This is a genomic window from Peribacillus aracenensis (assembly GCF_025175645.1).
Taxonomy (GTDB): Bacteria; Bacillota; Bacilli; order Bacillales; family DSM-1321; genus Peribacillus; species Peribacillus aracenensis.
Map to the genome: position 1 here is coordinate 92,444 of NZ_JANZMJ010000012.1, position 24,245 is coordinate 116,688.

The following is a 24,245-nucleotide window of genomic DNA, read 5'->3' on the forward strand; positions in this document are numbered from 1 at the left end:
CGAGAAAGGCCTTTTTATTTTGGAATAATGTATCATTAACCCACTTGTCCGCTTTCCTTTAATTGATCATCTACGAACAAGATGCCCAATTCGTAATGCTCCCCGTCAAAAAGGGCTCTTTGCACAAAGCGGATCTGTTCATTGTTATCGATGACCTCAAGCTTGCAATGTGCCCGGTTTATTTGGAGCGCCCTGTATAACTCTTCTTCTTCCCTGACGACGACCCCATTTATTTTCGAAATGACCTCGCCTTTTTGCAACCCCATTTTATCTGCCGGAGATTGAGGGATAACGCCTAAGATCTGGACACCCAGCTTACTTTTTGAAAAATAAAAAGGAAGCTTTTGATCCATTGCCTTTTGGGTATAGTGCAGGAATTCACGACCAAGGATGGCTAAAACAGCCGTTATGATTGCCAATGGTGGGTACCAGTAACCAACTGCCGCCAATAGCGTAATCACAATTCCCAATGCCCCTACCTTTTTGCCTTGCGCCCTAATGGCCAGTTCCGGAAGCGTCCCATGTACTTTTTGCTTAAAGCCGATTAAAATGGGCAGTACGATCGGCGATAGGGACATGTCCCCGATCGAAAAAACCGGATACCATTCGAAAGGCACTGGAAGTTGTCCTCCAGGAATCATGACGAACATGGGAATTAACCAGATTCGCTGTGAAACATACACACCTATCGGCTGACCCCTCTTGGATACCTCCAACTGAGGAGAGACCTTTTCACTTCCATTGCCAGCAATCAAAAACCCTTCAGCAATCAGTAATAATCCTATCAAAATAACCAGTGTCGGATATACGGACCGATCCAGCTGATTAAAGGCATCCTGAAATAAAGTCAGCTGGATGTCACTATCATATAAAAAGAAAAGAATAAAGAAGGTGAGTCCCACTGTATAAACGGGGGAAACAAACCTCTTTTTCATGGATAGCATGGATAAAACCGTAACTACTGCCATGATGAACAGAGCCGCCAAAGGAATGGCTAGTCCAGTAGCCAGCGTGAGGAGAGAAAGGATCAATCCCCATATCAATCCTTGAGGTAACATGGAACGCAGCTCCATGGAAAAACTGTAAATCTTCGTATTGAAATCATGGCGTTCCCGTTTAACGCGAAGATAGCCGATGAATAAACAATAGGCAATCGAAACATAAAGCAAAGGATGAAGGAAGAGTTTTCCTAATCCCATTAAGCATGCAATCAGCCAATCCGTTGTCAATTTCTTTGCACCATCCTCAACAGTAATCAAAATTTTGTCAAACTTCGTTCTGGTCAGTTACCTCCTATTCTATCAAATATGTAACCTTCATGCCTATTAAGATGCAGAAAAAGTAGCTTTATCTTAAGTTTCACATAAACTGCCTTCATGTTCGCAGACGGGGTTCGATCAAATGCGAAAGAGGCACCATTCCAAGGGGAACGGTGCCACTAATTTATTTCACTAAATAATTCAAAGCCGTGCGTAACTGAATATCATTATCTTCATCCCGGATCTTATCCAGAATGGCGGATTCCAGATGTGCTGCGGTTTTAGCGTCCAGCTTACCAGTCACTTCCAGGCCAAATTGTTTTTGGAATGCCTTTACTGCAATCTCTGTACTCCAATCATAATATCCATCCTCACGACCCGGTTCAAATCCGAGTCCTTTCAGAATGCTTTGCGCATACTGGATTTGTTCATCATTCATATCCCGCTGCAACACCTTCTCAATAGCCAGCTGATGTGCATCAAAATAATCCGGTTGTTTCACTTTGATTGCCGGTTCGATCCCTTTTTTATGGATCCATTTCCCTGATGGCGTCAGCCACTTATATAACGTAAGTTTAATCTTACTGCCATCACCCATTGGTACGGCTTGCTGTACAGTGCCTTTCCCGAAGGTCTTCTCACCGACCAATGGATAGCCCCCCGCCTCTTGCATCGCGCCAGCCAGGATTTCCGAGGCTGAGGCGCTGCCTTTATCCGTCAAGACAGCAACGGGATAAGCTTTCGCTTTCTTAAGGCTTGTAAAAAACGATTGTGTTTCTCCCGTTCTTTCCGCAATTTGCAAATAGGGTTTGTCTTTTGTGATAAACTCGCCAAGAATCGTTTCCACACTGGAAAGAAGGCCGCCCGGATTGCCGCGTACATCTATGACCAAGCCCTCGATCCCCTTCTTTTCCAGCCCCTTTAACTGCTTTTTGAAATCAGTCGCAGTATTTTCCGAGAATGAGGTCAACTCGATATAACCGATTTGTTCTCCCGCGACTTCCTTAATTGATGAAAATACGGTATCCAATGGGATTTCGGCACGCACCATATTGAATTCTAGAGGATTGTCCACCCCGGCCCGCTTTATTTCCATTTTGACGGGTGATCCTTTTTCGCCACGGATTTTCAGGCGTGTCTCATACAGATCCAAACCTTCTACACTCTCGCCATTCACCTTAAGGATTTGATCTTTCGGCTTTAATCCCGCTTTTTCAGCAGGTGAATCTTTGTAAGGAGAAACAATGATGACCTTACCATCTTCCATTCCGATTTCAGTCCCAATCCCTTCAAAAGAGGAGTCCAGGGTTTCATTGAATTGTTTGGCGGTCTCCTTGTCCATATATACGGAATAAGGATCTTTCAACGCTGACAGCATGCCTTGAATGGCACCCGCGACCAGTTTGGAACCGTCCACCTGTTCTACATACTGACTTACGATCAAACCGTAAGCTTGTTCAACTTTTGCCCATTCCTTATCCTTCGATATCGCTTGGCTTTCATCCTTTACTTCATTCTTGGCCGAGAAGCTTGTCCAATATATGCCCCCCACTGCTCCAATGGCTAGTGACATGATGATTGCTAGAGGAAGTACCCATTTTTTGACCATATTTATCCCCATTTCTGACCTGATATGTATTTCACTATATGAAGGGAATGGAAAGAATATGCTTAAAGAAAATGGTGACACCACACAAAAAAACAGACAAGGAATTTACCTGGTCTGTTTTTTCGTTGATATATTGGGTATTAATTAGGTATATAGTTTAATGGATTAACAGCATTTGACTTGCTATAATTCCATGGGCCTTTATGTAGCTCAAAGTGTAAATGCTGACCGAAGGAATGTCCTGTGTTACCCATGATGCCAACTTGTTGACCTTTGGCAACTACAGCACCTTCGCCTACTTGTCTAGAACTTAAGTGTGCATACACAGTAGTCCATTGCTGACCGCCGATTGAATGGGTAACGAAGACGACGTTACCGTATGTACTTGAGAAGTAAGAACGGCTTACGACTCCGTCGGCTGCCGCTACAACTGGAACCGTTCCGCCAGCAGCTATATCGATGCCGGCATGCTGTTTATTCCAACGTTCACCCATTGTTGAAGATACATATCCTGCACTTGGTCTAGTGAATGTACCAGATGATACAGCTGGCGCTTGACTTACATTAGACGAAGATTGTGAAGATGATGATGATGAGCTGTTGCTTTTTGCACTATATCCTGAAGAAGTGGATTGTTTTTTAGTTTCGGATGCTTGTGATGCTTGAGAAGCCGCTTGTGCTGCTGCTTGTGCTGCCGCTTGCGCAGCTTCTTGCTCTGCACGTTTTTTCGCTTCGGCTGCCGCTTTTTTACGGGCTGCTTCCAATTCTGCAAGACGTTGATGCTCTAAGCTGATGGCAGATTTGATCGCTTTTTCTTGAGCGGCAAGATTCGCTTTCTCTTCCTCTAGACCCATCTTCTCATCCTCATGCTTTTTAGTTTGTTGCTTTAATTTCTTAACCAAAGCATCCTTTTCTTGCTTCTGCTGTTTTTGCTGCTTTTGAATTTCCAATAGTTCAGCTTTTGCCACTTCTAAACTGGCTAGCTTCGTTTCTACGGCTTTTTGCTTTTCTTCCAGATCCTTTTTATCCATTTCATGCTGCTTTAAAATATCGCGGTCGGCTTCTGCGATTGTCGCTACAGCTCCCACACGGTCAACTAAATCCCCAAAACTGGATGATCCGAATAATACTTCAAGGTAGTTCACGTCCCCGCCAGTCTCCTGGAAAGAAAGGGCCCTTTCCTTCAATACCTCATTACGCTTGGCGATCCGCTCTTTTAATACTTTAATCTCTTTTTTCAATGCCTCGATTTCTTTTTTCGTTTGAGTAATTTCAGCATTTTTAGCATCGATCTTTTTTGCGGACTCGGCAATTTTCGCTTCAATGGCAGCGATTTGGTCTTCTGCTGTCATTTGCTTATCCTGCAGGTTATCGATTTTCTTTTCCGTTTCGGAAATATTCGATTCCACACCCGAACGTTTATCCTGGATGGATTCTTTCTGTTTTTCTAAATTCGAAATCGACTCAGCATAAACTGAAGGTGCCGCTAGAATGCTTCCCAACCCGATCATGATGGAGGCATTCATGGCAATGATATTTTTTTTCAACGTTTCATTTCCCCTTTCAACCCGTTACATCCATGCCTTGTAACGTCTCTCTATTTATGTCTCGCTTCTTTTGGCTTTCGAGTAAAAATACACTTTTATACTTTCAAGAACTTCCTGACGGACATCAAGCTGCCCCATATCCCGATAACGGCACCAATTACGATGAGGATGGCCGAGACTTGATAAATAAATGGATTTGCAGGCAGGAAATCTATGAATTTGAACGTGATCTGCGGTGCAGCATATTTATATAGATTGTAGTAGAGTGCGGAGACCAGACCTATCGGAATGATGGAACCGAGCACTCCCAGCCAGAGACCTTCCAAGAAGAATGGCCAACGGATGAACGTATTCGTCGCCCCTACCAACCTCATGATCTCAATTTCTTTTCTTCTGGCTACAATGGTAATTTTAATCGTATTCGAAATCAGGAACATTGCAGTAAATAGTAAACCTACAATAAGAACGATTCCTATGTTTCTAGCAATATTAACAAAGCTGAATAGTTTCTCGACATAGCCTTGTCCATATTTAACGCTTTGGATATACTCCAAACCTTCGATCTTTTTTGCCACCTTGATGACATCTTGCGGGGATTTCGTTTTGATAACATAAACGTCCCTTAATGGGTTATCTTGTTCAAATGGTTTAAAAGCATCACCATTATCTCCTAAATCATCTATTAAATTAGTAAGCTCTTCATCTTTTGGAGAGAAAATCACTGATTCAATGCCGTTCATCTCCGTAATTTGCTTACCGATAGCTTTTATATCGTCATCATTCGCCGCATTATCAATATGTGCCCGAACTTCGACATCTTTCTCCACATTTCCCGCGATATGATTTAAATTCATCATGAGCACTAAAAAGACGCCAACCAATGTTAGAGTGACCGTTACTGCACTGACTGAAGCAAACGTCATCCATCCATTACGGCCAATATTTTTAAAACTTTCACGGAAGTGACGGAGCAATGTTCTAAATTTCATATCCGTAATCACCTCGATGTTCATCGCGTACTATTTTTCCACTTTCAATGGCAATGACACGTCGTTTAATATTGTTGACGATGTCCCTATTATGAGTGGCCATGACAAGCGTAGTTCCGCGTTTATTAATTTCTTCAAATATGTTCATGATTTCCCATGATGTTTCGGGATCAAGATTACCTGTAGGCTCGTCGGCTATGACTACCTTAGGATCATTGACGATCGAACGGGCTATTGCAACCCTTTGCTGCTCCCCACCGGATAACTCGGAAGGCAGCATCCTCGCTTTATGTTTAATGCCAACCAGATCGAGGACTTCCATGACTCTCTTTTTGATTTCTTCTGGTTCCTTTTCAATAACTTCCATGGCAAAAGCAACATTTTCATATGCAGTGAATGTTTGAAGGAGTTTAAAATCTTGGAATACCATACCGATATTACGGCGGAATAGAGGAACTTTCGAATTGCGGATACTTGGCAGGCTAATGCCATTGACCAAAATATTACCGCTTGTAGGCTTTTCTTCCCTATACATCATTTTGATGAAAGTCGATTTTCCGGCACCGCTCGGACCCACTACATAAACGAACTCGCCTGGCTTTATTTTCACATTGATTCCATTAATGGCAATTACGCCATTTGGATATGTCTTTTTCACATCTATCATTTCTATCATTCTAAAACCACCTAATTTGCTTGGATTATCACTATGTACCTACAGCTTTTTCGACAATTTTCACTGAAATCTGACAGGAATCTCTCTTACTTGAGCACAGAAACATTATAACATCATATTTTGTCAAATTAAGCATAAAAAATATTACAGTTTCATTTCAGTTAGTCATATATCAACATCTATGTAATAATTCCAGGATTTGATTGCTTGATAAGGGATTAAATGAGAGTTGTTTCGAGGTTTTAAAGGAGGCTAAATGAAACGCCCTGCTAAAGCAGGACGTTTCGTCGATCATTATTTATGTCCAGCAAGCCATTCAGCGACCATGCTCGCTTCCTTGCCCTGGATTATACCTTTTGGCATTCCACCTTGGCCATTCGCAATGACTTTTTCGATGTCTTCTTTCGAAAGCCTAGAACCGACCTTCGTTAAATTCGGTCCCACGCCGCCTTCAAGGTTCACGGCATGACAACTTGAACATTTGTTTTCATAAATTTTAGCGGCATCACCTGCACCCGCCGTAGTCGTTTCATTATTTTCATTTGCAGGCTCTTTATCTGCAGTATCATCGTTCCCGCCGCATGCAGCCAAGGCCAAACTAGTACCCAAAACTAAGGCTAACCATTTCCGTTTCATTGAATTTACCCCCTCTGATTTATACCAGCACAAGAACATTATACCAATTTCAATCCAGTTTAAAACCCTCCCCGAGTACCTCCGATGCGTCCATGACAATTACAAACGCTTTAGGGTCAACGAGTTTCACCAATTGTTTCAATTTGGTGAATTCCGACTGGTCTATTACGCACATCAAAATTGGACGTGTATCATCCGTATAGCCGCCATACCCGGATAGGCCTGTTACACCCCGGTCCAGCTCATGTATGATAGCATCCCTTACTTCCGTTTCTTTATTCGTGATAATTAATGACATCTTCGAATGGTTCAATCCAATCTGGACGAGGTCGATCGTCTTGCTTGTCACATATAAACCTATTAATGCATACAGCCCTTTTTCAATATCAAAAACGATGGCAGCACTTAAAACGATGATTCCATCAATGACAGCCACACAGGTCCCCAATGACAGATGGGTATATTTATGGAATATCTGGGCCGCCAAATCGGTCCCCCCTGTGGAGCCCTTTCCGCGAAAGACGATCCCCAGGCCAAGCCCGACCATCATCCCCCCGCAAATCGAACCAAGCAATGCATCGTTCGTCCATGCATCCCAACCCTTTGTCAGAAATACCACCAAAGGCAGAAACAAGGTTCCAATCAGGCTTTTGGCTCCGAAATGTCTTCCAAGGATAATAAGCCCCGAAATGAACAAAGGGATATTAAAACCCCAAAGTACATAAGCCGGCTCCCAACCGAGAGTTGAATCGAGAATCGTGCTAATCCCGCTGACCCCGCCGGATGCAACCTGGTTAGGCAGTAAGAATACATTAAAACCAATGGCAATTATGGCCGAACCGACAATCACCAATCCGTACTCCATTAACTTTTGAATTAAAGGGTGCTTCTGCTCCCGGTACCTTTTCTTCATTCTGCATAAGTCTCCTCGAACCATCATTATTATCTAGTATTGGCCGAACGAGGTAGGGCATCCCTTTTCCATCCTGTAAATGTCAGCCAGATAATTCGTTATAAAGGAAATCATAAAAAAAAGCCGGACCGGGGGAACCGGTCCGACTGGCTGATCTTATAATTTTGAACGCAAGTACGCATCAATGAACATATCGATATCCCCATCCATGACTGCTCCCAAGTTTCCAGTCTCCGCACTGGTACGGTGATCTTTAACCATGGAATACGGGTGGAAAACATATGAACGAATTTGGCTGCCCCAGCCAATTTCCTTTTGCTCACCACGGATTTCATCCAATTCCGCTTGTTGCTGTTCAATTTCACGTTGATACAATTTGGCTTTCAGCATATTCATGGCCTGGGCCTTGTTTTTTATTTGAGATCTTTCGTTTTGGCACGTTACCACGGTGTTCGTAGGTATATGGGTGATCCGGACTGCGGAGTCCGTTGTATTGATATGCTGACCACCTGCACCACTTGCCCGATACGTATCGATTTTCAAATCTTCCGTGCGTACTTCTATATTGATCGTCTCATCGAATTCCGGCATGACTTCACATGAAACGAATGAAGTATGGCGTCTCCCTGAGGAATCGAAAGGGGAAATCCGGACAAGACGGTGGACCCCTTTTTCCGCTTTTAAATAACCATAGGCGTTATGGCCTTTGAAAATTAAAGTGACACTCTTGATTCCAGCTTCATCACCTGGAAGGTAATCAAGGGTTTCCACTTTAAAGCCTCTTTTTTCACCCCATCTTGTATACATACGAAGCAGCATGGAACCCCAATCCTGGGACTCCGTTCCGCCCGCTCCAGGATGCAGTTCAAGAATGGCATTTTTCGAGTCATATTCTTCACTTAGTAAAAGTTGAAGTTCAAAATCATTCATCTTTTGTGAAAGAATCGTAATTTCTTCTTCCAGCTCAGCCAAAAGTTCTTGATCATTCTCCTCTTTCACTAATTCATATGTCAAATCCAGATTTTCATATGATTCATTCAGTTCGGACAATTGATTGACCTGTTCTTTCAAAGCATTCGTTTCATTGATGACAATTTGTGCTTTTTGCTGATCATTCCAAAAATCGGGATGTGTCATCTCATTTTCAAGCTGTGCGATTCGTGCCTCTTTTTCATCTAAGTCAAAGAGACCCCCTAAAGTCCGTTAATCGTTGCGCTGTCCGTTCAAGTTCATTTCTTATTTCTGCTAATTCCATTTCTCTTCACCTCATTAAGTATGTTAAAAGAAATCCCAGAAGAGGGATTCGCTTCATTACAAATAAACCTCTTCAAACTATATGCAAGTATATTGCTTTATGCAAACTAAACATGAAAAGAGGCGGCAAGCCTTACACTTAACCGTCCCATATTCATTATACACCTAACTTTAGCCTAAATTGCCATGGCAATTCTTATATTTTTTACCGCTGCCGCATGGGCATAACGCGTTTCGGCCAACGTCTTCCTTTTTACGGGCAGGGGCTTTTTTCACTTTGCCCCCATCTTCTTCCTTCGGATTTACCGCTTGTCCTTTTATGACTTCCTTACGCTCCAAATTGTTGCGGATTTCAGCCTTCATGATGTATTTGGCGACTTCATCCTCCATTGAAGCAATCATGGCTTCGAACATTGCGAAACCTTCAGATTGATATTCACGTAACGGATCGATCTGGCCATAAGCACGAAGGTGGATCCCTTGGCGCAATTGCTCCATTGCATCAATATGGTCCATCCACTTACTATCGACTGCACGAAGAACGATTACTTTTTCGAACTCACGCATTTGTTCTTCAGATAGCTCTTCTTCTTTTTGGTCATAGCCTTCTTTCACTTTTGCTAAAATGAACTCAACCAATTCCGATTCATTTTTCCCATCCAAATCAGCTACAGTGATTGAACCTTCATTAAATAGGTTACCATTCAGGTAATCCGCAAGGCCTTGTAAATTCCAGCCTTCCTCATCACCCATTGGTGCAAACGCGACAACATTCCGCTCGATGGATCCCGTAATCATCGTTTCGACGATTTCACGTAAGTTTTCACTTTCCATGACATCGAAACGCTGTTTATATATAATTTCCCGTTGTTGACGGAGAACATCATCATACTGCAGTAATTGCTTCCGTGAATCGAAGTTATTGCCTTCGACCCGTTTCTGTGCGGATTCAACGGCCCTTGTCACCATTTTACTTTGAATTGGCTGGGAATCATCCATTCCAAGGCGTGCCATCATGTTTTTCATATTATCCGAACCGAAGCGGCGCATCAATTCATCTTCCATTGATAAATAGAATTGAGTGACCCCTGGGTCTCCTTGACGGCCTGACCGACCACGCAGCTGGTTATCTATACGCCTGCTTTCATGACGTTCCGTACCGATGACAGCAAGGCCGCCAAGCTCTTTGACACCTTCACCAAGCTTGATATCCGTACCGCGTCCCGCCATGTTCGTAGCAATCGTAACTGAGCCTTGATTACCTGCATTCGCAATGATTTCCGCTTCACGCTCATGGTTCTTGGCATTCAAAACATCGTGAGGGATTCCTTTTTTGGATAAATAGGCGGATATGACTTCAGATGTTTCGATGGCAACCGTACCGACAAGCACAGGCTGACCCTTTTTATAACGCTCGCCGATGTCTTCCACAACTGCCTTGAACTTCCCATCAGTTGTCGCGTATATAAGATCCGCCCTGTCATCCCTGATGATATTCCTGTTTGTCGGGATCGCAATGACATTCATATTATAAATATTGCGGAATTCCTCTTCTTCCGTTTTAGCTGTCCCGGTCATACCTGAAAGTTTTTCATACATCCTGAAATAGTTCTGGAATGTAATCGTCGCAAGAGTCATGCTTTCATTTTGAATTTCAAGTCCTTCTTTCGCTTCGATCGCCTGATGGAGACCTTCACTGTAACGGCGGCCTTTCATCAAACGGCCAGTGAATTGGTCAACGATGACTATCTCGCCTTCCTGGACCACATAATCCACATCCAAATGCATGGAAACATGCGCCTTTAACGCCTGATTGATATGATGGTTCAAAGTAACGTGATTAATATCGAACAAATTATCGATATTAAACGCTTTTTCAGCTCGATTCATCCCATCTTCCGTCAGCTGAACACCTTTTGTCTTTTCATCATATGTGTAGTCCGTTTCTTTTTTTAAGGTTCTTACAAACGCATTGGCCTGGATATAAAGTTGAGCCGACTTTTGTGCGGAACCGGAAATGATCAATGGCGTTCTCGCCTCATCGATCAAAATCGAATCGACCTCATCAATGACAGCAAAGTGCAGCGGGCGCTGTACCATTTGTTCTTTATATAACACCATGTTGTCACGAAGGTAATCAAAACCTAACTCATTATTCGTACTGTACGTAATATCCGCATTGTACGCCGCCTGCTTTTCTTCTTTAGAATGACTGTTCAAATTCAATCCGACGGTCAAACCAAGGAAATCATACAATACACCCATCTCGGTGGCATCACGGTGTGCCAGGTATTCATTGACAGTAACGACATGTACACCTTTACCGGTAAGCGCGTTTAAATAAACAGGCATGGTGGATGTTAAGGTTTTACCTTCCCCAGTTTTCATCTCGGAGATATTTCCATCATGGAGGGATGCCCCACCCATGATTTGAACACGGTAAGGATATAAGCCCAGAGCACGCTTTGCACCTTCACGCGCAACCGCAAACGCCTCGACAAGCAAATCATCAACGGTCTCCCCATTTTGATAACGCTCTTTAAACTCATCCGTTTTGGCACGCAACTGTTCATCCGATAGTGCAGCCGTCTCATCAGCCAGTGCTTCGACCTGATCGGCGATTTTTTCTAATCGTTTGATTTCTCGCTTATTCGGATCAAAAACTTTATTTAATATATTAAGCATTCAATAACGCTCCTCTATTATGGTAATGATCGTTCAATGACTAAATTCATATAAGTAAGAAGAAACACAACTTCTATTATTACTAATGCACGCTTAATTTTACCACTTCTATTCTAGAGGTACAACTTCATGTCACTTCCCTGGTATAGACCTGAATTCAATTCTTGCGAAAAACAATGGATAAATGAGGAGGAAAACTGTTAAAATAGGAGGAAGTATAAAAAATATGTTGCAAACTCCCCACTATTCCATATGCAAATGAGAATTATCCATAACCTTCCATCACTAGATGCTATGTCCTCTCTAGCGATAGCATGTCAAGGTAATCCAGCCTTACAGGCGTCATGTTTTGAATGATAAGGTGGGCTACTGAAACTTAATAGCGGAAGATAAATAGAACATGTTTCGAGGTGGTATTGATGATTGGTGAACGTGTAAAAAAACTGCGAGAAGAAAAGAAAATGTCAATGACTGAACTTGCCGATAAAGCGGGTGTGGCAAAGTCTTATTTAAGTTCGCTCGAGCGGAACTTACAAACGAATCCTTCTATTCAATTTCTTGAAAAAATCTCCGCCGTACTTAACATTCCTGTCGATGCCCTGCTTTATGATGCTCCAAATAAGGAAACCTTGGACAATGACTGGATGAAAATCGTTGAGGAAGCCATGAATTCAGGTGTTTCAAAACAACAATTCAGGGAATTCATCGAGTTTAATAAATGGAGAAAAGATAAAGAAGAGTAGAGTGGTAGTGCACTAGTTTACCTACATAATCCAATAGAATATAGTTTGGATAAGCTAGACTCACCAGAATCTCAAGGAGACATCCCCCCTATAAACAGCTAATGAATCGAACCACTGTTTATAGGGATGTTCTCAATCTTGTTCGGAACCTATTTTCCATCGTTCTCCTCAAAAGTTACCTCAACGCTTTCCCTTTTCAAAAAAGCACTGATTTCCTCTTTTTTGAAACCCAAACTCCTTGCTTCTGAAATCAACTTCACCCATTCTTGATCCATTGCCACATTAGCCACCTCTTCTACCTCCTAAAATACTCTTGTATTTCAGGCAGACCAGCCATCATAGTCACAAGGACCTTAGACCTGTGCCTTTGCGCCCTAATCTTTCAATCAGTTTGCCTTTGTCATGGTATTTATTACCAAATACAGTGCTTATAATCATATTATAACGGAAACACACTCCATATATTGCTATTTTATGTCGGTAATCCACATAAATGCAAAAACTTTCATCCGACAAAATATTACAATATTAAGAAAATTCACAGTTTAGGCAAGTTAACATAGGCTAATTCAATTTCTTTTATTTGAATAATAGTGAATATTGCTCTTCTTACTATTCCATTGAGGTGTATTGATTCTTTCAATTATAAGTGCATCAAGGGTTTTTTGCGCAGTTAAATCCTCACCGCAGGTCGGACAAAGCCACTTTCCATATTCCGCACTGCTAAAAGAAGCCCTATGGCATGTATGGCAATTCTTTCGATACAAGTTTTCCAACCCCTCTGCATCTTATTCAAATTGTTTTTTTATAAATAACCAATTGTTCTCTTTAAAGAACTAACAACTTGAGTATAGTGCAAAAGTTAGGGTGTTTAAATAGGTAAAACTAATCATTTATCTTAATAAAGAACATTATTTGTTCTTTTAAATGAACTGAGAACAAGTCTTTTTATAGTATATCAAACAGCCAACGCATTCTATCAAAAAAGCACAACCCAGAGGCTGGGTTGTGCTTTTGATCTAAGATTAATAGTTAACTAGGTTCAATCAATCCATAGCGTCCATCTTTTCGGCGGTACACTACGTTTGTTGTATTCGTATCCGCATTCGTGTAAACGAAGAAACTGTGACCAAGCATATTCATTTGTAAAATCGCCTCTTCACTGTCCATTGGCTTTAAATCAAAGCGCTTATTGCGGACCACTTCAATATCGTGATCGTCTTCGAATTCATCCACCACTTCGTCAACATCCGTATTGAAGGCGAATGCATCGGGTGTCGTAGATAGATTGTTGCGGAACTTACGATTGACCTTCGTTTTATGTTTACGAATTTGGCGTTCAAGCTTATCATTGATCAAGTCAATGGCAGCATACATATCCGCATTTTCTTCTTCAGCGCGAAGAACCAAATTCTGCATGGGAATCGTCACTTCGACTTTAGATGTATTATTGTTCACTTTTAAATTCACTAACACATTTGCATCTGGTGTATTGTTAAAATATCGTTCTAACTTGCCAATTTTCTTTTCGACGTATTCTCGAATTGCTGGAGTTACCTCAATGTTTTCACCGCGTACGTTGTAATTCATAAAGTGAGTCCTCCTTAAATTAAGACTATACAGTTAGATTCTACAATACCCCTCCGGTTCCCTTTAGAAACACATCATGAAACATGTCGAAATCATAAAACAATTGTCGGAAGGTTTGGAAAGGGTTGATGTCTGCCCTAGCTACATTATATCAAATGCTATGCTATAAAGAAAAAATTAAGCCTATTTTATTTACAGAAAATTTAAAAAAACTTAACATAAAAACCGTTTGGCATCCAAACGGCAGGGTAATCAATTTCTTTTATCATAAAACATGCCATCCACTGATAGACTTTCATACGGATTCGTGTATTTATTGGATGATCGTTTCTTCTTATTTATTTCCTGGATATCCCGCTGTATCTCCTGCCTTTGGAGCTTCAGCAAGTGATCGACCTGCTGGTTGAGCAACAGTACCGCACGGCCCAATTGTTGCTCTTCACCAGTAAACGGCGGGTTGATTTGTGAAAGAAGCCCATCCCGCCGATCAATCAGTTTTGTAACCCTTTCTATTTTATCATCACGTTCTGTGATCGTGCGATCTTCCAGAACGGCAAGCAATTCAGCAGTCAATTCATGAAAGGTTCTAATCATCATTACACTTGACCGCTTTGGGTAAATTGTTTTTTCCGATTGATCTGAATTACTTCCTTCCAAGTATTCCGGAACTCAGTAACAAGCCCCTCCACTTCTTCCAAGGCAGCAACATCATTTTTCATATTCGCTTCGATCAGACGCCGGTTCATGAAATCATACAGACTCATCATATCTTTGGAAACATCCGCATCCATATTCAGCGTCACCATCAATTCGCGGATAATATTTTGCGCCTTGATGATGTTCGTATTCTTCACTTCGATATTTCCTGCTTCAATGGCTTTCTTCCCAAGCATGATGAACTTCAAACAGCCATTATAAAGCATTAATGTAAGCTCTCCCGGGGATGCTGTATTGACTGAATTTTGCTGGTACGATTGATATGGATTATTTATCGCCATGCTTAACTACTTCCTTTCTGACATACCTTAACTAAAATAAGAAGCTAACGATGCACTTTGGCTGTTTGCCTTTTGAATCGCTTTTTCCATCGCCGTAAACTGGTTATAATAGCGCGATTCCAGTTTCGTTAACTTCGCTTCGAATGTGGAAATCTTCTTATCCAGCCCATCAACCAATTTTCCGAGTGTAAAATTGTTATTAACATAGCCGGCCTTTCCGGCTTTTTCAGTAATCACCTTCATCGATGATTCTATATCATCCCTTAACCGGCGTGCGAGTCCTTTGTCGCTCTTTTCCGGACCATTGGCCATGAACATATCATAAATCGCATTGGGATCCTCACTAATGGCTGCCCGGAGCTTGTCCTCATCAATCATTAATTTACCGCCCTCCAAATAATTTTTGGTGGTGGTGATACCCAAACTGCTAAGACTGTTTTTTCCCGTGATTCCATCCACCGAGGTGTATAGAGATGACCTCATTGTGGTCAGGAGACTTTTTAATGTCGAGTCGCTTTTCAATGTTCCGCTCTTCGCTTTTTCTTCCCACAGCTTCACTTCATCCTCTGTCATTGCCTTCTTTTGCTCAGAGGTAAGCGGCGTAAAGGAGCGATATTTCGCTTCACCCGTTTTATCTTGAACCTTTTTAATGACTTCATTGTATTTATTCACAAACTGTGTGATCGTATCCAGGATGGCATCCACATCAGCTGTTGATGAGAATGTGACTGTATCGGTCGTTTTTTGCTTTACCGTTATTTCCGCTCCATTAATCTGAAACGTATTAGAAGGCCGGGAAATTTCCAGTCCATTATAAACAATGGACGCATTTTCCCCTTTTGTGCCCCCAGTTCCTTCATTGTTACTGGCCATTTTTAGCACATTGAAGAAATCTCCGGTGCCCCCTAATTCAATTTCAGCTCTATCCTTAACATCGCCGGTATTTTTAGCAGTGATGGAAAACTGCTGGGACGCTTCATCAAAAAATAGGGTCACTCCAGAGTTAGCGTTAACTTTATTTATCACACTCTCTAACGTATCGTCCCCACTAAGGGTAAGCGTGTACGGTTTTTCCACTGTCACTCCATCTTTATCTTCCATATCAAAACCGCCATCTTTATTGATGGCGAGTATCGTAATATCTTGTGGTGTCGTGAAACCCAATTCCGATAGTTTCTTTTTGGGGTCGGTAACAGCTGATTTTTCCGTACTTGTCATGGTTGCTGCTTTGGCAAGTCCATTCACTTGTACATTCCCGGAAAAATCACTAGTCGAATTCACATTTCTCACTGATACAGCATCTGGATTCGAAACCGACACCTTCTTTTTTATAAAGGAGGATTGCTTCCCGATTCCATCACGAATGAGCGTATCCAATTCTGATAAAGCTGTATTGATCGAACGGTAATCATCCCGCTGCCATTCGGAATACTGCTTTTTCTGTGTTAATTTATCCAATGGCACCCGTTCTGCCTGCATCATGCTCTTAACTAGTTCATCAATATCCATCCCGCTTGCTAAACCACTGATTCGCACCATAATAAATCACCCGCTTATATTTTTTCATCCACCATTATGCCGACAAACTCCATCATTGCCGCATAGAAATCCAATAACTTCTTCGGAGGAATTTCCCTGATCGTCTCATCCGTCACGTCATCGACTACCTTGACATAGTATTCATTCAGCTTCTCGTGATATTCAAAACGAACGGCCATATGTGCCGGATTCAGGAAGGTGTTCAAATTATCCACCATTTCCTGCATCTTTTCTTTTGAAGGCTCATCAGTAGATTCCACACTTTGCTCCGAATAGGCAAGCGTATTCATTTCCCGCTGATAATATGAACTGATTCCTTCCGAGATTGCTGTTCTAAGTTGTGAGGAAAGAATATTCGTGGACAAACTCTCCAGCATCTAAATAGCCCCCCATATGATGTCTTTACTTTTTATATCGGTTCTTACAGTTTTATATTTAGTAATGCTTTTTGATTTTGGTTTAGTGTAGACTATCTGAATGCTCCTTTGCTATAAAAGAGATTCCACTAAAAAAACTCCAGTAAAATATCTAGAGTCTCAGTTATTTTAGGCTTTTAAATTTTGACCGTTGATTTCCTCTCCAGGCACTTGCTTTCCGCGGGCGGTCCGGTAGCCTCCTCGGCGCTTTTGCGCCTCCGGGGTCTCCCTTGGACGTGTATTCCCGCAGGAGTCTCGCACCTTACGTTCTAATTAGATCTCCATTAAATATAAGATGGAATCCCTATTGCCCATACGTTTTGAGGGTTTATACTGTGACCGTTGATTTCCTCTCCAGGCACTCGCTTTCCGCGGGCGGTCCGGGGAGCCTCCTCGGCGCTTTGCGCCTGCGGGGTCTCCCTTGTACTCGCATTCCCGCAGGAGTCTCGTACCTTCCGTTCCAATCAACTTTGTTTTAACAGTTAGATTGCTCCTTTTACCTAAGTCTTTTTTATAATAGAAGGATTAAAACTGAGGTGATAATCGCTTCTATACTTTTTGAAAAAATTATGACTGACTATTTAATTTTAGGACTTCTCTTTTTATTCATCTATTAGGATTGTAGCCATAAGATTCCTTGGTGACATAACGAATGGCCCCCAACTTTTAAGGGGCAGTAATCTCTTTTTTTATACATGTTGTGTTCCTTACACCCCTCAATCAGAACAAATAAAAGAGCCTAACACAAAGTGTCAGACCCTTTATTGTTAGGCTAACTATCCAATTAACGAAGTAATTGAAGAACGCCCTGGGGTTGCTGGTTTGCTTGCGCGAGCATTGCTTGAGATGCTTGCGCCAAGATAGAGTTTTTAGTTTGCTCCATCATTGTTTTAGCCATATCTGTATCACGAACGCGTGATTCAGCAGCCGTTAGGTTTTCAGAAGAAGTACCTAAGTTGTTGATCGTGTGCTCTAAACGGTTTTGGTTAGCACCTAATTTAGAACGCTCTGCTGATACTTTATCAATTGCACCTTGGATTTTTGTGATTGCTGCAGCTGCAGATTCATGAGTAGTCACATCTAAAGCTTGTTCAGTCGTTGTGTTGTTTGTTCCGTCTGTTACTGCAAGTTTATCTCCTGTACCTGTAGTAGTAAGACCTAAAGCTTTCGCTCTCATATCAGCGATATCAAGTGTTAAGCTTTGATTTTCGTTTGCACCAATTTGGAATTTTAGACTCTTGCTATCATCTGCTTCCTTAGCTGCTTTACCAACTACTCCTGCAGTAGTGGTTGTAACATTCCCACCCGCAACTTTTGGAGCACTTGCAGATTCAGCATCTGCTAATTGAGTAAGTTTTAATTTCCCATTATCATCTGCTGCTAGATATTTAAGGTTTAAAGTGGTATCTGCGTTAATTTTATCAGCCAAATCAGCTACATTATCACCTGTAGCACCAGCAATTACAACATCATCTATTGTAATTCCAGCTTCTGCATCAGTAACTCCTATTGAATATTCACCCTGAACAGCAACTACTTCGGCAGAACCCGCACCATTTTTATCACCGTTTAATAACTTTTGAGTGTTGAACTCAGTAGTATTGCCGATTCGGTTAATTTCAGAAGTCAAAGAGTTAATCTCTTTTTGAATCTCTCCGCGGTCGTTAGTTGTATTGGTAGCTGTTGCTGATTGGTTGGCAAGTTCACGCATACGTTGAAGGATATCAGTCGTTTCATTTAATGCACCTTCAGCAGTTTGGATTAAAGAAATCGCATCTTGTGAGTTACGGGAAGCTTGATCCAATCCGCGGATTTGTCCACGCATTTTTTCAGAGATTGCTAAACCAGCTGCGTCGTCACCAGCTTTATTGATACGCATACCAGAAGCTAGTTTTTCCATTGATTTAGATTGAGCGTTCGTTGCACTTGATAATTGACGGTGCGTGTTTAGAGCTGAGATATTGTGATTGATAATCATTTATGTTTCCTCCTTGAGTCTTAAGTCCCCACGTCCATGTGGTTGTTTACGATGGGCAGTGAATAAGTCGGCCGCCTATTTCACTACCCATCGTTGTATAGTTAATATCGACCTGCCCGGAAACATATTTAGCGGATTTTACGATTTTTTCTTGAAATGCTCATTTATGCCTTCCAGAAAACTGGTTTCTGTTTTTGAGGCTGTTCTATTTTCCTGCTGGATGGACAGGTAGACTTCCTTCCTATGAATATCGACGTTTTTAGGGGCATTGATCCCCAGTTTAATCTGTTCCCCCTCAACGGACAGGATCGTAATTTCGATATCATCGCCGATCATGATCGCTTCATTTGGTTTTCTGGTCAATACGAGCATCATTTCCCCCCCTGTTCTGCTTGAGGTTCAAACAGTCTGTGCTTTGTACGGTATTCACTAGCATTCATGATAAATTGCTTACCGACTTTTTTGGGGCCGTTTATGATGATGGGAGCCTGTAGATTGGCCGTCGTTTCATTGAAAGGGTCCTGGATCGTTAAGATGACGAAAGTGATGACTTCCAGTTCCGTTTCAATTTGTAAAGAAGATAACACCTCATCCGTGAGCTTCACTTCGTAATCATGAAACACTTCAAAAGGGTCCGTTACAATGAAGGCAAGTCCTTTTGTTTCTATCGATTGCAGGACGAAAAAGGGCGTATCATCCAAAGCTAGCAAGCAAAACTGTTTTTCTTCTAAAAACCCTGGTATCCCGTTTTCAAATATATAAATCTCTTTCTCTGCCAATTCGAGTTCGCCATGAAATTTTGTTTGTATGATCATCTATGTTTTCACTGCCCTATCTCATCTGGAAATAAATTGATGAAATCTATATCCAGCGCATTTTTTTGTAGAATTTCGACATCCACACTTCCTGGTGTGTATGTATGGTCCGCCCCATTGATTTGAGCATCAATGATCGGTTTTTGCACGGTTGCTTCAATCTCCACCCGGGCCGGCTCGTAGTCCAGCTTCACGCTGAAATGAGAGGGAATCCATCCGAGGTTGAATTGCTTATCAGGCCCTTTGCTGTTTTGCCCGGCCTGTTCAGCGATTGGATTACCGCCTTTTTCAATATGCCTCAGCTCCGTTCCCTGCTGGGCACGTCTTGCCATACCCGCCAGCCAATCCTGATATCCCTGCTTTGCAAATTCATCGACTCTTCTTGAGAGGCTTTTCAAATCCATGTCTTCCCTTGCTTGTGACTGATTGATCGTCAGCTTGCCTGGTGTCGTTTGAATCTCCAGTATGGCTTGCGGCTGTTCGATAGATTGGACCGCCGCCTTCTGTTCGATTTGCTGTACAGGCTGCTCTAGATTCAATCCAATCTTCATGGGGGTGGATTGCAATCTGATTTGTGGAATCTGCATCATCAACACTCCTTATAGAAAAAAAGCTATCCATTTAAGAATAGCTTAGCGAAGAAAATCCAATAAACTCGGTTGCATGATTTTTGCTCCGATACTTAATGCAGCACTATGGACACTTTCCTGGGTCGTCAAATCCATGATCGCCTTTTCGATATCGACATCCTCATTTTTCGAAAGGATTTCAGTGGCAAAAACCTCTTGCTGCTTGAGACGGTCCGTCATCAGCTCAATCCGATTCTGCCTTGCGCCAACCTGAGCCTGCATGCCTAAGAACGTATTTATCGTTGCGTCAAGCCCCTTAAGCGTCCCGCTCACGTCCCCGCCATTTTCGAGTGCATCGATCGTCTGGTCGATGCTTCCGCCGGCAGCGAGTGCATCACCAAAAATCTTGGAACCGTCCGTATTGATTTTAAGGGAGATCCCGGAAAACACTTCAAGGTTTATATCCCCTGTGCCATACACCGTATTTCCATTCGAATCTTTAACGGACGATGGCCTCACATTCGTATCCTGACCGTTGAAAATATATTTCCCGCCAATCTGTGTGTCGCCAAGAGTTATGAGATGTTCTTTTAATTGTTTAATTTCTTCAGTAATCGTTTTAATTTGTTCCCCTTCATACGTGCCATTGCTTCCTTGAACGGTTAATTCACGAATCCGCTGCATGGCGGAAACCGCTTCCGTAATGGCATCATCCGTGCTGTCGATCCAATTGGTCGCCTCGGCAATGTTACTTTGATACTGCCCTATTTGATTGAGGTTTGTCCGGTACCCCATTCCCATCATGGCCGCAACAGGGTTATCGGATGGTTTGGAGAATTTCTTTTGAGAGGCAACCTGCTCTTGCAGCTTGGACATCTTTTCGTAACTGCTGCTTAAATTGCTCAACATATTATTGGTTAGCATCGATTGCGTTACCCGCATGTTCGTCCCCTCCTATTTATCGGCCTACCGTACCCATTCCGTTTATGATTTTATCGAGCATTTCATCCATCATCGTCATCATTCTTGCAGATGCGTTGTATGCCTGCTGGAACTTGATCATGTCCGTCATTTCTTCATCAAGGGATACGGAACTGACGGACTCCCTATTTTGATTGACCGATGCAGCAAGCACGACAGAATTGGAAAGGTTCTTTTGGGCGCTTTGGGAATCCACGCCAAGCTTTCCGATGATACCGGAATAATAGGTATCGAAGCTTCCCGTCAATTCGTCAGAGTTTTGGTCTTTAGTCGAGTACTCACTGAACGCCTTCTTTTTAAGATCAGCCAGGAGTTTGGCATTTTCATTATCACCGGATGCCCCTCCGCTTTTTCCGCCTGCGGCTATTTTTGTGGGATCCTTAACGATTTCACCATTCACCTTGAGGCTTTGGGCGGCACTTTTACCAGGTTCAAGTTCAAAGAAGTTCAATGTTGAAGTGCTGTCATCACCTAAGGCATACCCTTGTTTATGGATGGCATTGAACTCATTCACAAAAGCCGTCGTCATATTATCGAGCTTTTTCAGCATATCAGGATAAGCGCCGCCAATCGTGCCATCAGCCTTCTTATAGCCGAAGCTTTTGATCAAACCGGATAGTTCCCCCGAGAATTTGTAATCCGTCAATGTTTTCGAACCAAACTTCAATCCGTCTACCATACCTGTCTTTTTATCATGGCTAACTTCAACTTTCGAAGTTCCCACCATCCCGGTTTGGTTAACACTGACAAGATTGATGGGCGGTACGAAAGATGAACCGTCTTCTTGCATCAATTCGATGTTGTATAGCCCTGTAGCCACATCGCTTGCCCTGCCGTAATCCGTCGGAATGACGTTATTCACTTTAATGCTGACAAGCTGCGAGAGATTGTCCACGAGTACATCACGTTTATCATAAAGGTCATTGGGGATATAACCATGCGGCTCCACTTTACTGATCTGTTGGTTAAGCTGATCAATACTGCTGATGAGCGTATTGATTTCGTTCGCTTTGACGTTTATCTGATTGCCGATATCCGTTTGAACACTCGTTAGCGAGTTGTAGTAGTAGTTCAGGGTATCCGCGACCATGACCCCCGTAGAGGCAACGACTTCACGGGCCCCGGAGTTTTCCGTATTGGCCGTCAGCCCCTGCAGCGAATTCCAGAACTTCTCCATCGTGGCGGCTAATCCGCTGTCGGTCGGTTCGTTCATGACCCCTTCCATTTTCGTCAGGGATTCACTCATTGCCCCGTAATAACCGATTTTATTACTTTGTGTCCTGTATTGTGCATCAAGGAAACTGTCGCGGATCCGCTGAACCGTTTCAGCTGCCACCCCTGTCCCGATTTGGCCGGCAACACGCGGGCTGTTCAAACCGACAGTAGGAAAGCCCGACGTCTGGACCAAGTTGACCCGCTGCCTTGAATATCCTAATGTATTGGCATTGGCCACATTATTTCCTGTTGTATACAAGGCTCCTTGAGAGGTGGATAATCCGCGCTTGGCGGTCTCAAGACCCATAAAGGTTGAAATCATTTGCTCGCACCTCCATCTTTTTCTGTTTCTTATGCTTTGGAATCAAACATCCCCATGCCGATTTTTGCCGTTTTCCTAACCGAATCCCCGTAATTCAGATTCTGGTTCCGCGGCCTCAGAATATCCAAAGAGACATTGATGAATTGAAGGGACTGATAGATCAATTGCTGATTTAAACCGTTCCTCTCCTTCAGCTTTGCCACTTCACCAATCAATTCCGCTTTAAGCATTTCAAGGACTTCCGTTTCTTCAGGTCCTGTCAGCTCCGTCACGGTATGGATGGAGGCAGGCTGTCCCACCGTTCCATTGGCTGCAAGAAATTCCCCGACTGCCCTTTCCCTTTCCTTATCCGTTTGACTGATGGCTTTAATATGCTTTTGTTCCGAAATCAGCAGGGCAGTAATCGCCTCGGTATCATTTGCTTTCAAAATGGCCGTTTTCTTTATCGCCAATTGATTGAAGCTTTTATGAAGCTTGATCAATTTTTCAAGCGATCCGATGATGTTCCGTGCAGACATTTTCCTGCCTCCTCCGCTCATAAATGAAGGACGGAAAATGGCTCCGTCCACTTCATTCAAGCTTATTCATTGATAATTCATTTCCGGTAAAAATCGATGAGACCCTTAGCCGTTGCCTGTGCATTCAATTTATAATTTCCTTTTTCAACTTGGATTTTCAATTCTTCCACTTTTGCTTGCCTTGCAGCAAGAATCGGGGATGATTGCTGCATTTCTTTTGCCGCTGAAGAAATTTCAACTTTATCCGAGGATTTGGCCTTGGATTCTTGGATATTCCCCATTTTATTGGCTTGTAGTTTATAAGGGTTAACACCTGTCATACCGACGTTATTGATTTTCATATTCCAGATCCTCTCCTTCGGTCGATTTATAAATCCCATTATGTTGATTCCTAACACATGAAAATGGCTCTGGACTGTGTCGTTCTCCCTATCTTTATTATCGACAAGGATTGGATTTCTTTAATTGTTTCCTGTAATCTTTCCTTCGACACCCATTGTCGAATATTGTTCTCAATATCGAATATTTTAACAAATACCTCATCATGTTTCCATGATTTATCCTTTTTGATCATCCTTCATGTAGTACGTGTTTTTTTTATCATTTCCTTGAATTTCAGTCAGGCGCTTTTCCTCATTTTCAAATGCCTGCAAATCCGATCGCAGTGAATCGCCGCATTTGCCGCATAACCTTCCGCTCTTGATGTTAGCGCCGCACCTTTCACATGGAATTCCCAAATTGGGAAACTGCGAAACCCTCAGCTTTCCAATTCTCACAAATTTGATAATTAACGTTTCTTCAACGCCGGTGTCCCTAACCACCTGCATCATGGACGCCGTTCTATTTATTTTCTTGCGAATATATGCATACACTTTATCATATTGAGCTTCTTCTTCTTTATAACAGGCATCGCATACATCCCGGAATTTCGTCATAACGAATAACGAATTACAGCTTGGACAGTTGAATACTTCCATCGAGGCCCCTCCTTCA

General features: G+C 42.4%; 25 protein-coding genes and 1 riboswitch. Of the genes, 1 reads left to right on the forward strand and 24 read right to left on the reverse strand.

Annotation, left to right across the window (positions count from 1 at the left end):
• Positions 1–35 precede the first annotated feature (35 nt).
• From N0M92_RS13915 to secA, 9 genes are all read right to left on the reverse strand, one after another.
• The gene (locus N0M92_RS13915; protein ID WP_260286316.1) at positions 36–1,259 is read right to left on the reverse strand and encodes a PDZ domain-containing protein; all 1,224 of its coding nucleotides are present in this window, start codon (positions 1,257–1,259) and stop codon (positions 36–38) included.
• A gap of 184 nt (positions 1,260–1,443) precedes the next feature.
• Positions 1,444–2,868 (reverse strand): S41 family peptidase, encoded by a 1,425-nt coding sequence (locus N0M92_RS13920; protein WP_260286317.1) that lies wholly within the window; start codon positions 2,866–2,868, stop codon positions 1,444–1,446.
• A gap of 140 nt (positions 2,869–3,008) precedes the next feature.
• Positions 3,009–4,415, reverse strand: coding sequence for a murein hydrolase activator EnvC family protein (locus N0M92_RS13925; protein WP_260286318.1), 1,407 nt, complete (start codon positions 4,413–4,415; stop codon positions 3,009–3,011).
• Between the two features lie 95 nt (positions 4,416–4,510).
• Complete coding sequence (gene ftsX / locus N0M92_RS13930; RefSeq protein ID WP_260286319.1) at positions 4,511–5,404, reverse strand: permease-like cell division protein FtsX; 894 nt, start codon at positions 5,402–5,404, stop codon at positions 4,511–4,513.
• Positions 5,394–6,080 carry a cell division ATP-binding protein FtsE gene (ftsE, locus tag N0M92_RS13935; RefSeq protein WP_089361962.1) on the reverse strand — a complete coding sequence of 229 codons (687 nt, stop codon included), beginning with the start codon at positions 6,078–6,080 and terminating at the stop codon, positions 5,394–5,396. The genes ftsX and ftsE overlap by 11 nt, the downstream gene beginning before the upstream one ends.
• Before the next feature lie 294 nt (positions 6,081–6,374).
• The gene (gene cccB, locus N0M92_RS13940) at positions 6,375–6,716 is read right to left on the reverse strand and encodes a cytochrome c551 (RefSeq protein ID WP_260286320.1); all 342 of its coding nucleotides are present in this window, start codon (positions 6,714–6,716) and stop codon (positions 6,375–6,377) included.
• A 49-nt stretch (positions 6,717–6,765) separates the two neighbouring features.
• Positions 6,766–7,629 (reverse strand): YitT family protein, encoded by an 864-nt coding sequence (locus tag N0M92_RS13945; protein WP_260286321.1) that lies wholly within the window; start codon positions 7,627–7,629, stop codon positions 6,766–6,768.
• 156 nt (positions 7,630–7,785) lie between these two features.
• Positions 7,786–8,884, reverse strand: a protein-coding gene (prfB, locus tag N0M92_RS13950) for a peptide chain release factor 2 (protein ID WP_228467568.1) whose coding sequence is annotated in 2 segments (ribosomal slippage) — positions 7,786–8,820 and positions 8,822–8,884 — 1,098 coding nt in all. Because the reading frame shifts where the segments join, the coding sequence is not laid out codon by codon here.
• A gap of 170 nt (positions 8,885–9,054) precedes the next feature.
• On the reverse strand, positions 9,055–11,568 hold the full coding sequence (gene secA / locus N0M92_RS13955; protein ID WP_260286322.1) for a preprotein translocase subunit SecA: 2,514 nt from the start codon (positions 11,566–11,568) through the stop codon (positions 9,055–9,057).
• A 419-nt stretch (positions 11,569–11,987) separates the two neighbouring features.
• Between secA and N0M92_RS13960 the strand changes: the two genes are divergently transcribed.
• Complete coding sequence (locus N0M92_RS13960) at positions 11,988–12,311, forward strand: helix-turn-helix domain-containing protein (protein ID WP_061141195.1); 324 nt, start codon at positions 11,988–11,990, stop codon at positions 12,309–12,311.
• A gap of 149 nt (positions 12,312–12,460) precedes the next feature.
• Here the strand turns inward: N0M92_RS13960 and N0M92_RS13965 are convergent, their stop codons facing one another.
• From N0M92_RS13965 to N0M92_RS14035, 15 genes are all read right to left on the reverse strand, one after another.
• A complete protein-coding gene (locus tag N0M92_RS13965) occupies positions 12,461–12,601 on the reverse strand; it encodes an anti-repressor SinI family protein (RefSeq protein WP_260286323.1) in 141 nt (46 codons plus the stop codon).
• A 30-nt stretch (positions 12,602–12,631) separates the two neighbouring features.
• Positions 12,632–12,717: riboswitch (cyclic di-GMP riboswitch) on the reverse strand.
• Positions 12,718–13,343: 626 nt separating this feature from the next.
• Positions 13,344–13,901: a ribosome hibernation-promoting factor, HPF/YfiA family gene (gene hpf, locus N0M92_RS13970; RefSeq protein WP_260286324.1), complete on the reverse strand. Its 558-nt coding sequence runs from the start codon at positions 13,899–13,901 to the stop codon at positions 13,344–13,346.
• Positions 13,902–14,153: 252 nt separating this feature from the next.
• Entirely contained in the window at positions 14,154–14,498 is a 345-nt protein-coding gene (locus tag N0M92_RS13975) for a flagellar protein FliT (protein WP_260286325.1), read from the reverse strand.
• Positions 14,498–14,899 (reverse strand): flagellar export chaperone FliS, encoded by a 402-nt coding sequence (gene fliS, locus N0M92_RS13980; protein ID WP_260286326.1) that lies wholly within the window; start codon positions 14,897–14,899, stop codon positions 14,498–14,500. Before fliS ends, N0M92_RS13975 begins: the two co-directional genes overlap by 1 nt.
• 27 nt (positions 14,900–14,926) lie before the next feature.
• Positions 14,927–16,438 (reverse strand): flagellar hook-associated protein 2, encoded by a 1,512-nt coding sequence (locus tag N0M92_RS13985; protein WP_260286327.1) that lies wholly within the window; start codon positions 16,436–16,438, stop codon positions 14,927–14,929.
• Between the two features lie 14 nt (positions 16,439–16,452).
• A complete protein-coding gene (gene flaG / locus N0M92_RS13990; RefSeq protein WP_260286328.1) occupies positions 16,453–16,815 on the reverse strand; it encodes a flagellar protein FlaG in 363 nt (120 codons plus the stop codon).
• A gap of 823 nt (positions 16,816–17,638) precedes the next feature.
• Positions 17,639–18,832, reverse strand: coding sequence for a flagellin N-terminal helical domain-containing protein (locus tag N0M92_RS13995; protein ID WP_260286329.1), 1,194 nt, complete (start codon positions 18,830–18,832; stop codon positions 17,639–17,641).
• 138 nt (positions 18,833–18,970) lie between these two features.
• Positions 18,971–19,204: a carbon storage regulator CsrA gene (csrA, locus tag N0M92_RS14000; RefSeq protein WP_260286370.1), complete on the reverse strand. Its 234-nt coding sequence runs from the start codon at positions 19,202–19,204 to the stop codon at positions 18,971–18,973.
• Positions 19,204–19,647: a flagellar assembly protein FliW gene (gene fliW, locus N0M92_RS14005; protein WP_260286330.1), complete on the reverse strand. Its 444-nt coding sequence runs from the start codon at positions 19,645–19,647 to the stop codon at positions 19,204–19,206. Before fliW ends, csrA begins: the two co-directional genes overlap by 1 nt.
• Before the next feature lie 8 nt (positions 19,648–19,655).
• Positions 19,656–20,234 (reverse strand): DUF6470 family protein, encoded by a 579-nt coding sequence (locus N0M92_RS14010; RefSeq protein WP_260286331.1) that lies wholly within the window; start codon positions 20,232–20,234, stop codon positions 19,656–19,658.
• Positions 20,235–20,279: 45 nt separating this feature from the next.
• Positions 20,280–21,158, reverse strand: a complete 879-nt coding sequence (gene flgL / locus N0M92_RS14015) for a flagellar hook-associated protein FlgL (RefSeq protein WP_260286332.1) — start codon at positions 21,156–21,158, stop codon at positions 20,280–20,282.
• Positions 21,159–21,174: 16 nt separating this feature from the next.
• Positions 21,175–22,734 carry a flagellar hook-associated protein FlgK gene (gene flgK / locus N0M92_RS14020; RefSeq protein WP_260286333.1) on the reverse strand — a complete coding sequence of 520 codons (1,560 nt, stop codon included), beginning with the start codon at positions 22,732–22,734 and terminating at the stop codon, positions 21,175–21,177.
• A gap of 29 nt (positions 22,735–22,763) precedes the next feature.
• Positions 22,764–23,252 carry a flagellar protein FlgN gene (locus N0M92_RS14025; protein ID WP_260286334.1) on the reverse strand — a complete coding sequence of 163 codons (489 nt, stop codon included), beginning with the start codon at positions 23,250–23,252 and terminating at the stop codon, positions 22,764–22,766.
• 77 nt (positions 23,253–23,329) lie between these two features.
• Positions 23,330–23,593 carry a flagellar biosynthesis anti-sigma factor FlgM gene (gene flgM / locus N0M92_RS14030; protein WP_260286335.1) on the reverse strand — a complete coding sequence of 88 codons (264 nt, stop codon included), beginning with the start codon at positions 23,591–23,593 and terminating at the stop codon, positions 23,330–23,332.
• A gap of 216 nt (positions 23,594–23,809) precedes the next feature.
• A complete protein-coding gene (locus N0M92_RS14035) occupies positions 23,810–24,229 on the reverse strand; it encodes a TIGR03826 family flagellar region protein (RefSeq protein WP_260286336.1) in 420 nt (139 codons plus the stop codon).
• Positions 24,230–24,245: the final 16 nt, after the last annotated feature.

What these genes read in the sequence shown, in the direction of transcription:
- N0M92_RS13920 (WP_260286317.1), bottom strand. Translation starts at nt 2,868, where the DNA reads ATGGTCAAAAAATGGGTACTTCCTCTAGCAATCATCATGTCACTAGCC.
- ftsX (WP_260286319.1), bottom strand. Translation starts at nt 5,404, where the DNA reads ATGAAATTTAGAACATTGCTCCGTCACTTCCGTGAAAGTTTTAAAAAT.
- ftsE (WP_089361962.1), bottom strand. Translation starts at nt 6,080, where the DNA reads ATGATAGAAATGATAGATGTGAAAAAGACATATCCAAATGGCGTAATT.
- cccB (WP_260286320.1), bottom strand. Translation starts at nt 6,716, where the DNA reads ATGAAACGGAAATGGTTAGCCTTAGTTTTGGGTACTAGTTTGGCCTTG.
- N0M92_RS13945 (WP_260286321.1), bottom strand. Translation starts at nt 7,629, where the DNA reads ATGAAGAAAAGGTACCGGGAGCAGAAGCACCCTTTAATTCAAAAGTTA.
- secA (WP_260286322.1), bottom strand. Translation starts at nt 11,568, where the DNA reads ATGCTTAATATATTAAATAAAGTTTTTGATCCGAATAAGCGAGAAATC.
- N0M92_RS13960 (WP_061141195.1), top strand. Translation starts at nt 11,988, where the DNA reads ATGATTGGTGAACGTGTAAAAAAACTGCGAGAAGAAAAGAAAATGTCA.
- hpf (WP_260286324.1), bottom strand. Translation starts at nt 13,901, where the DNA reads ATGAATTACAACGTACGCGGTGAAAACATTGAGGTAACTCCAGCAATT.
- N0M92_RS13975 (WP_260286325.1), bottom strand. Translation starts at nt 14,498, where the DNA reads ATGATGATTAGAACCTTTCATGAATTGACTGCTGAATTGCTTGCCGTT.
- fliS (WP_260286326.1), bottom strand. Translation starts at nt 14,899, where the DNA reads ATGGCGATAAATAATCCATATCAATCGTACCAGCAAAATTCAGTCAAT.
- N0M92_RS13985 (WP_260286327.1), bottom strand. Translation starts at nt 16,438, where the DNA reads ATGGTGCGAATCAGTGGTTTAGCAAGCGGGATGGATATTGATGAACTA.
- flaG (WP_260286328.1), bottom strand. Translation starts at nt 16,815, where the DNA reads ATGCTGGAGAGTTTGTCCACGAATATTCTTTCCTCACAACTTAGAACA.
- N0M92_RS13995 (WP_260286329.1), bottom strand. Translation starts at nt 18,832, where the DNA reads ATGATTATCAATCACAATATCTCAGCTCTAAACACGCACCGTCAATTA.
- csrA (WP_260286370.1), bottom strand. Translation starts at nt 19,204, where the DNA reads ATGCTCGTATTGACCAGAAAACCAAATGAAGCGATCATGATCGGCGAT.
- fliW (WP_260286330.1), bottom strand. Translation starts at nt 19,647, where the DNA reads ATGATCATACAAACAAAATTTCATGGCGAACTCGAATTGGCAGAGAAA.
- N0M92_RS14010 (WP_260286331.1), bottom strand. Translation starts at nt 20,234, where the DNA reads ATGCAGATTCCACAAATCAGATTGCAATCCACCCCCATGAAGATTGGA.
- flgL (WP_260286332.1), bottom strand. Translation starts at nt 21,158, where the DNA reads ATGCGGGTAACGCAATCGATGCTAACCAATAATATGTTGAGCAATTTA.
- flgK (WP_260286333.1), bottom strand. Translation starts at nt 22,734, where the DNA reads ATGATTTCAACCTTTATGGGTCTTGAGACCGCCAAGCGCGGATTATCC.
- N0M92_RS14025 (WP_260286334.1), bottom strand. Translation starts at nt 23,252, where the DNA reads ATGTCTGCACGGAACATCATCGGATCGCTTGAAAAATTGATCAAGCTT.
- flgM (WP_260286335.1), bottom strand. Translation starts at nt 23,593, where the DNA reads ATGAAAATCAATAACGTCGGTATGACAGGTGTTAACCCTTATAAACTA.
- N0M92_RS14035 (WP_260286336.1), bottom strand. Translation starts at nt 24,229, where the DNA reads ATGGAAGTATTCAACTGTCCAAGCTGTAATTCGTTATTCGTTATGACG.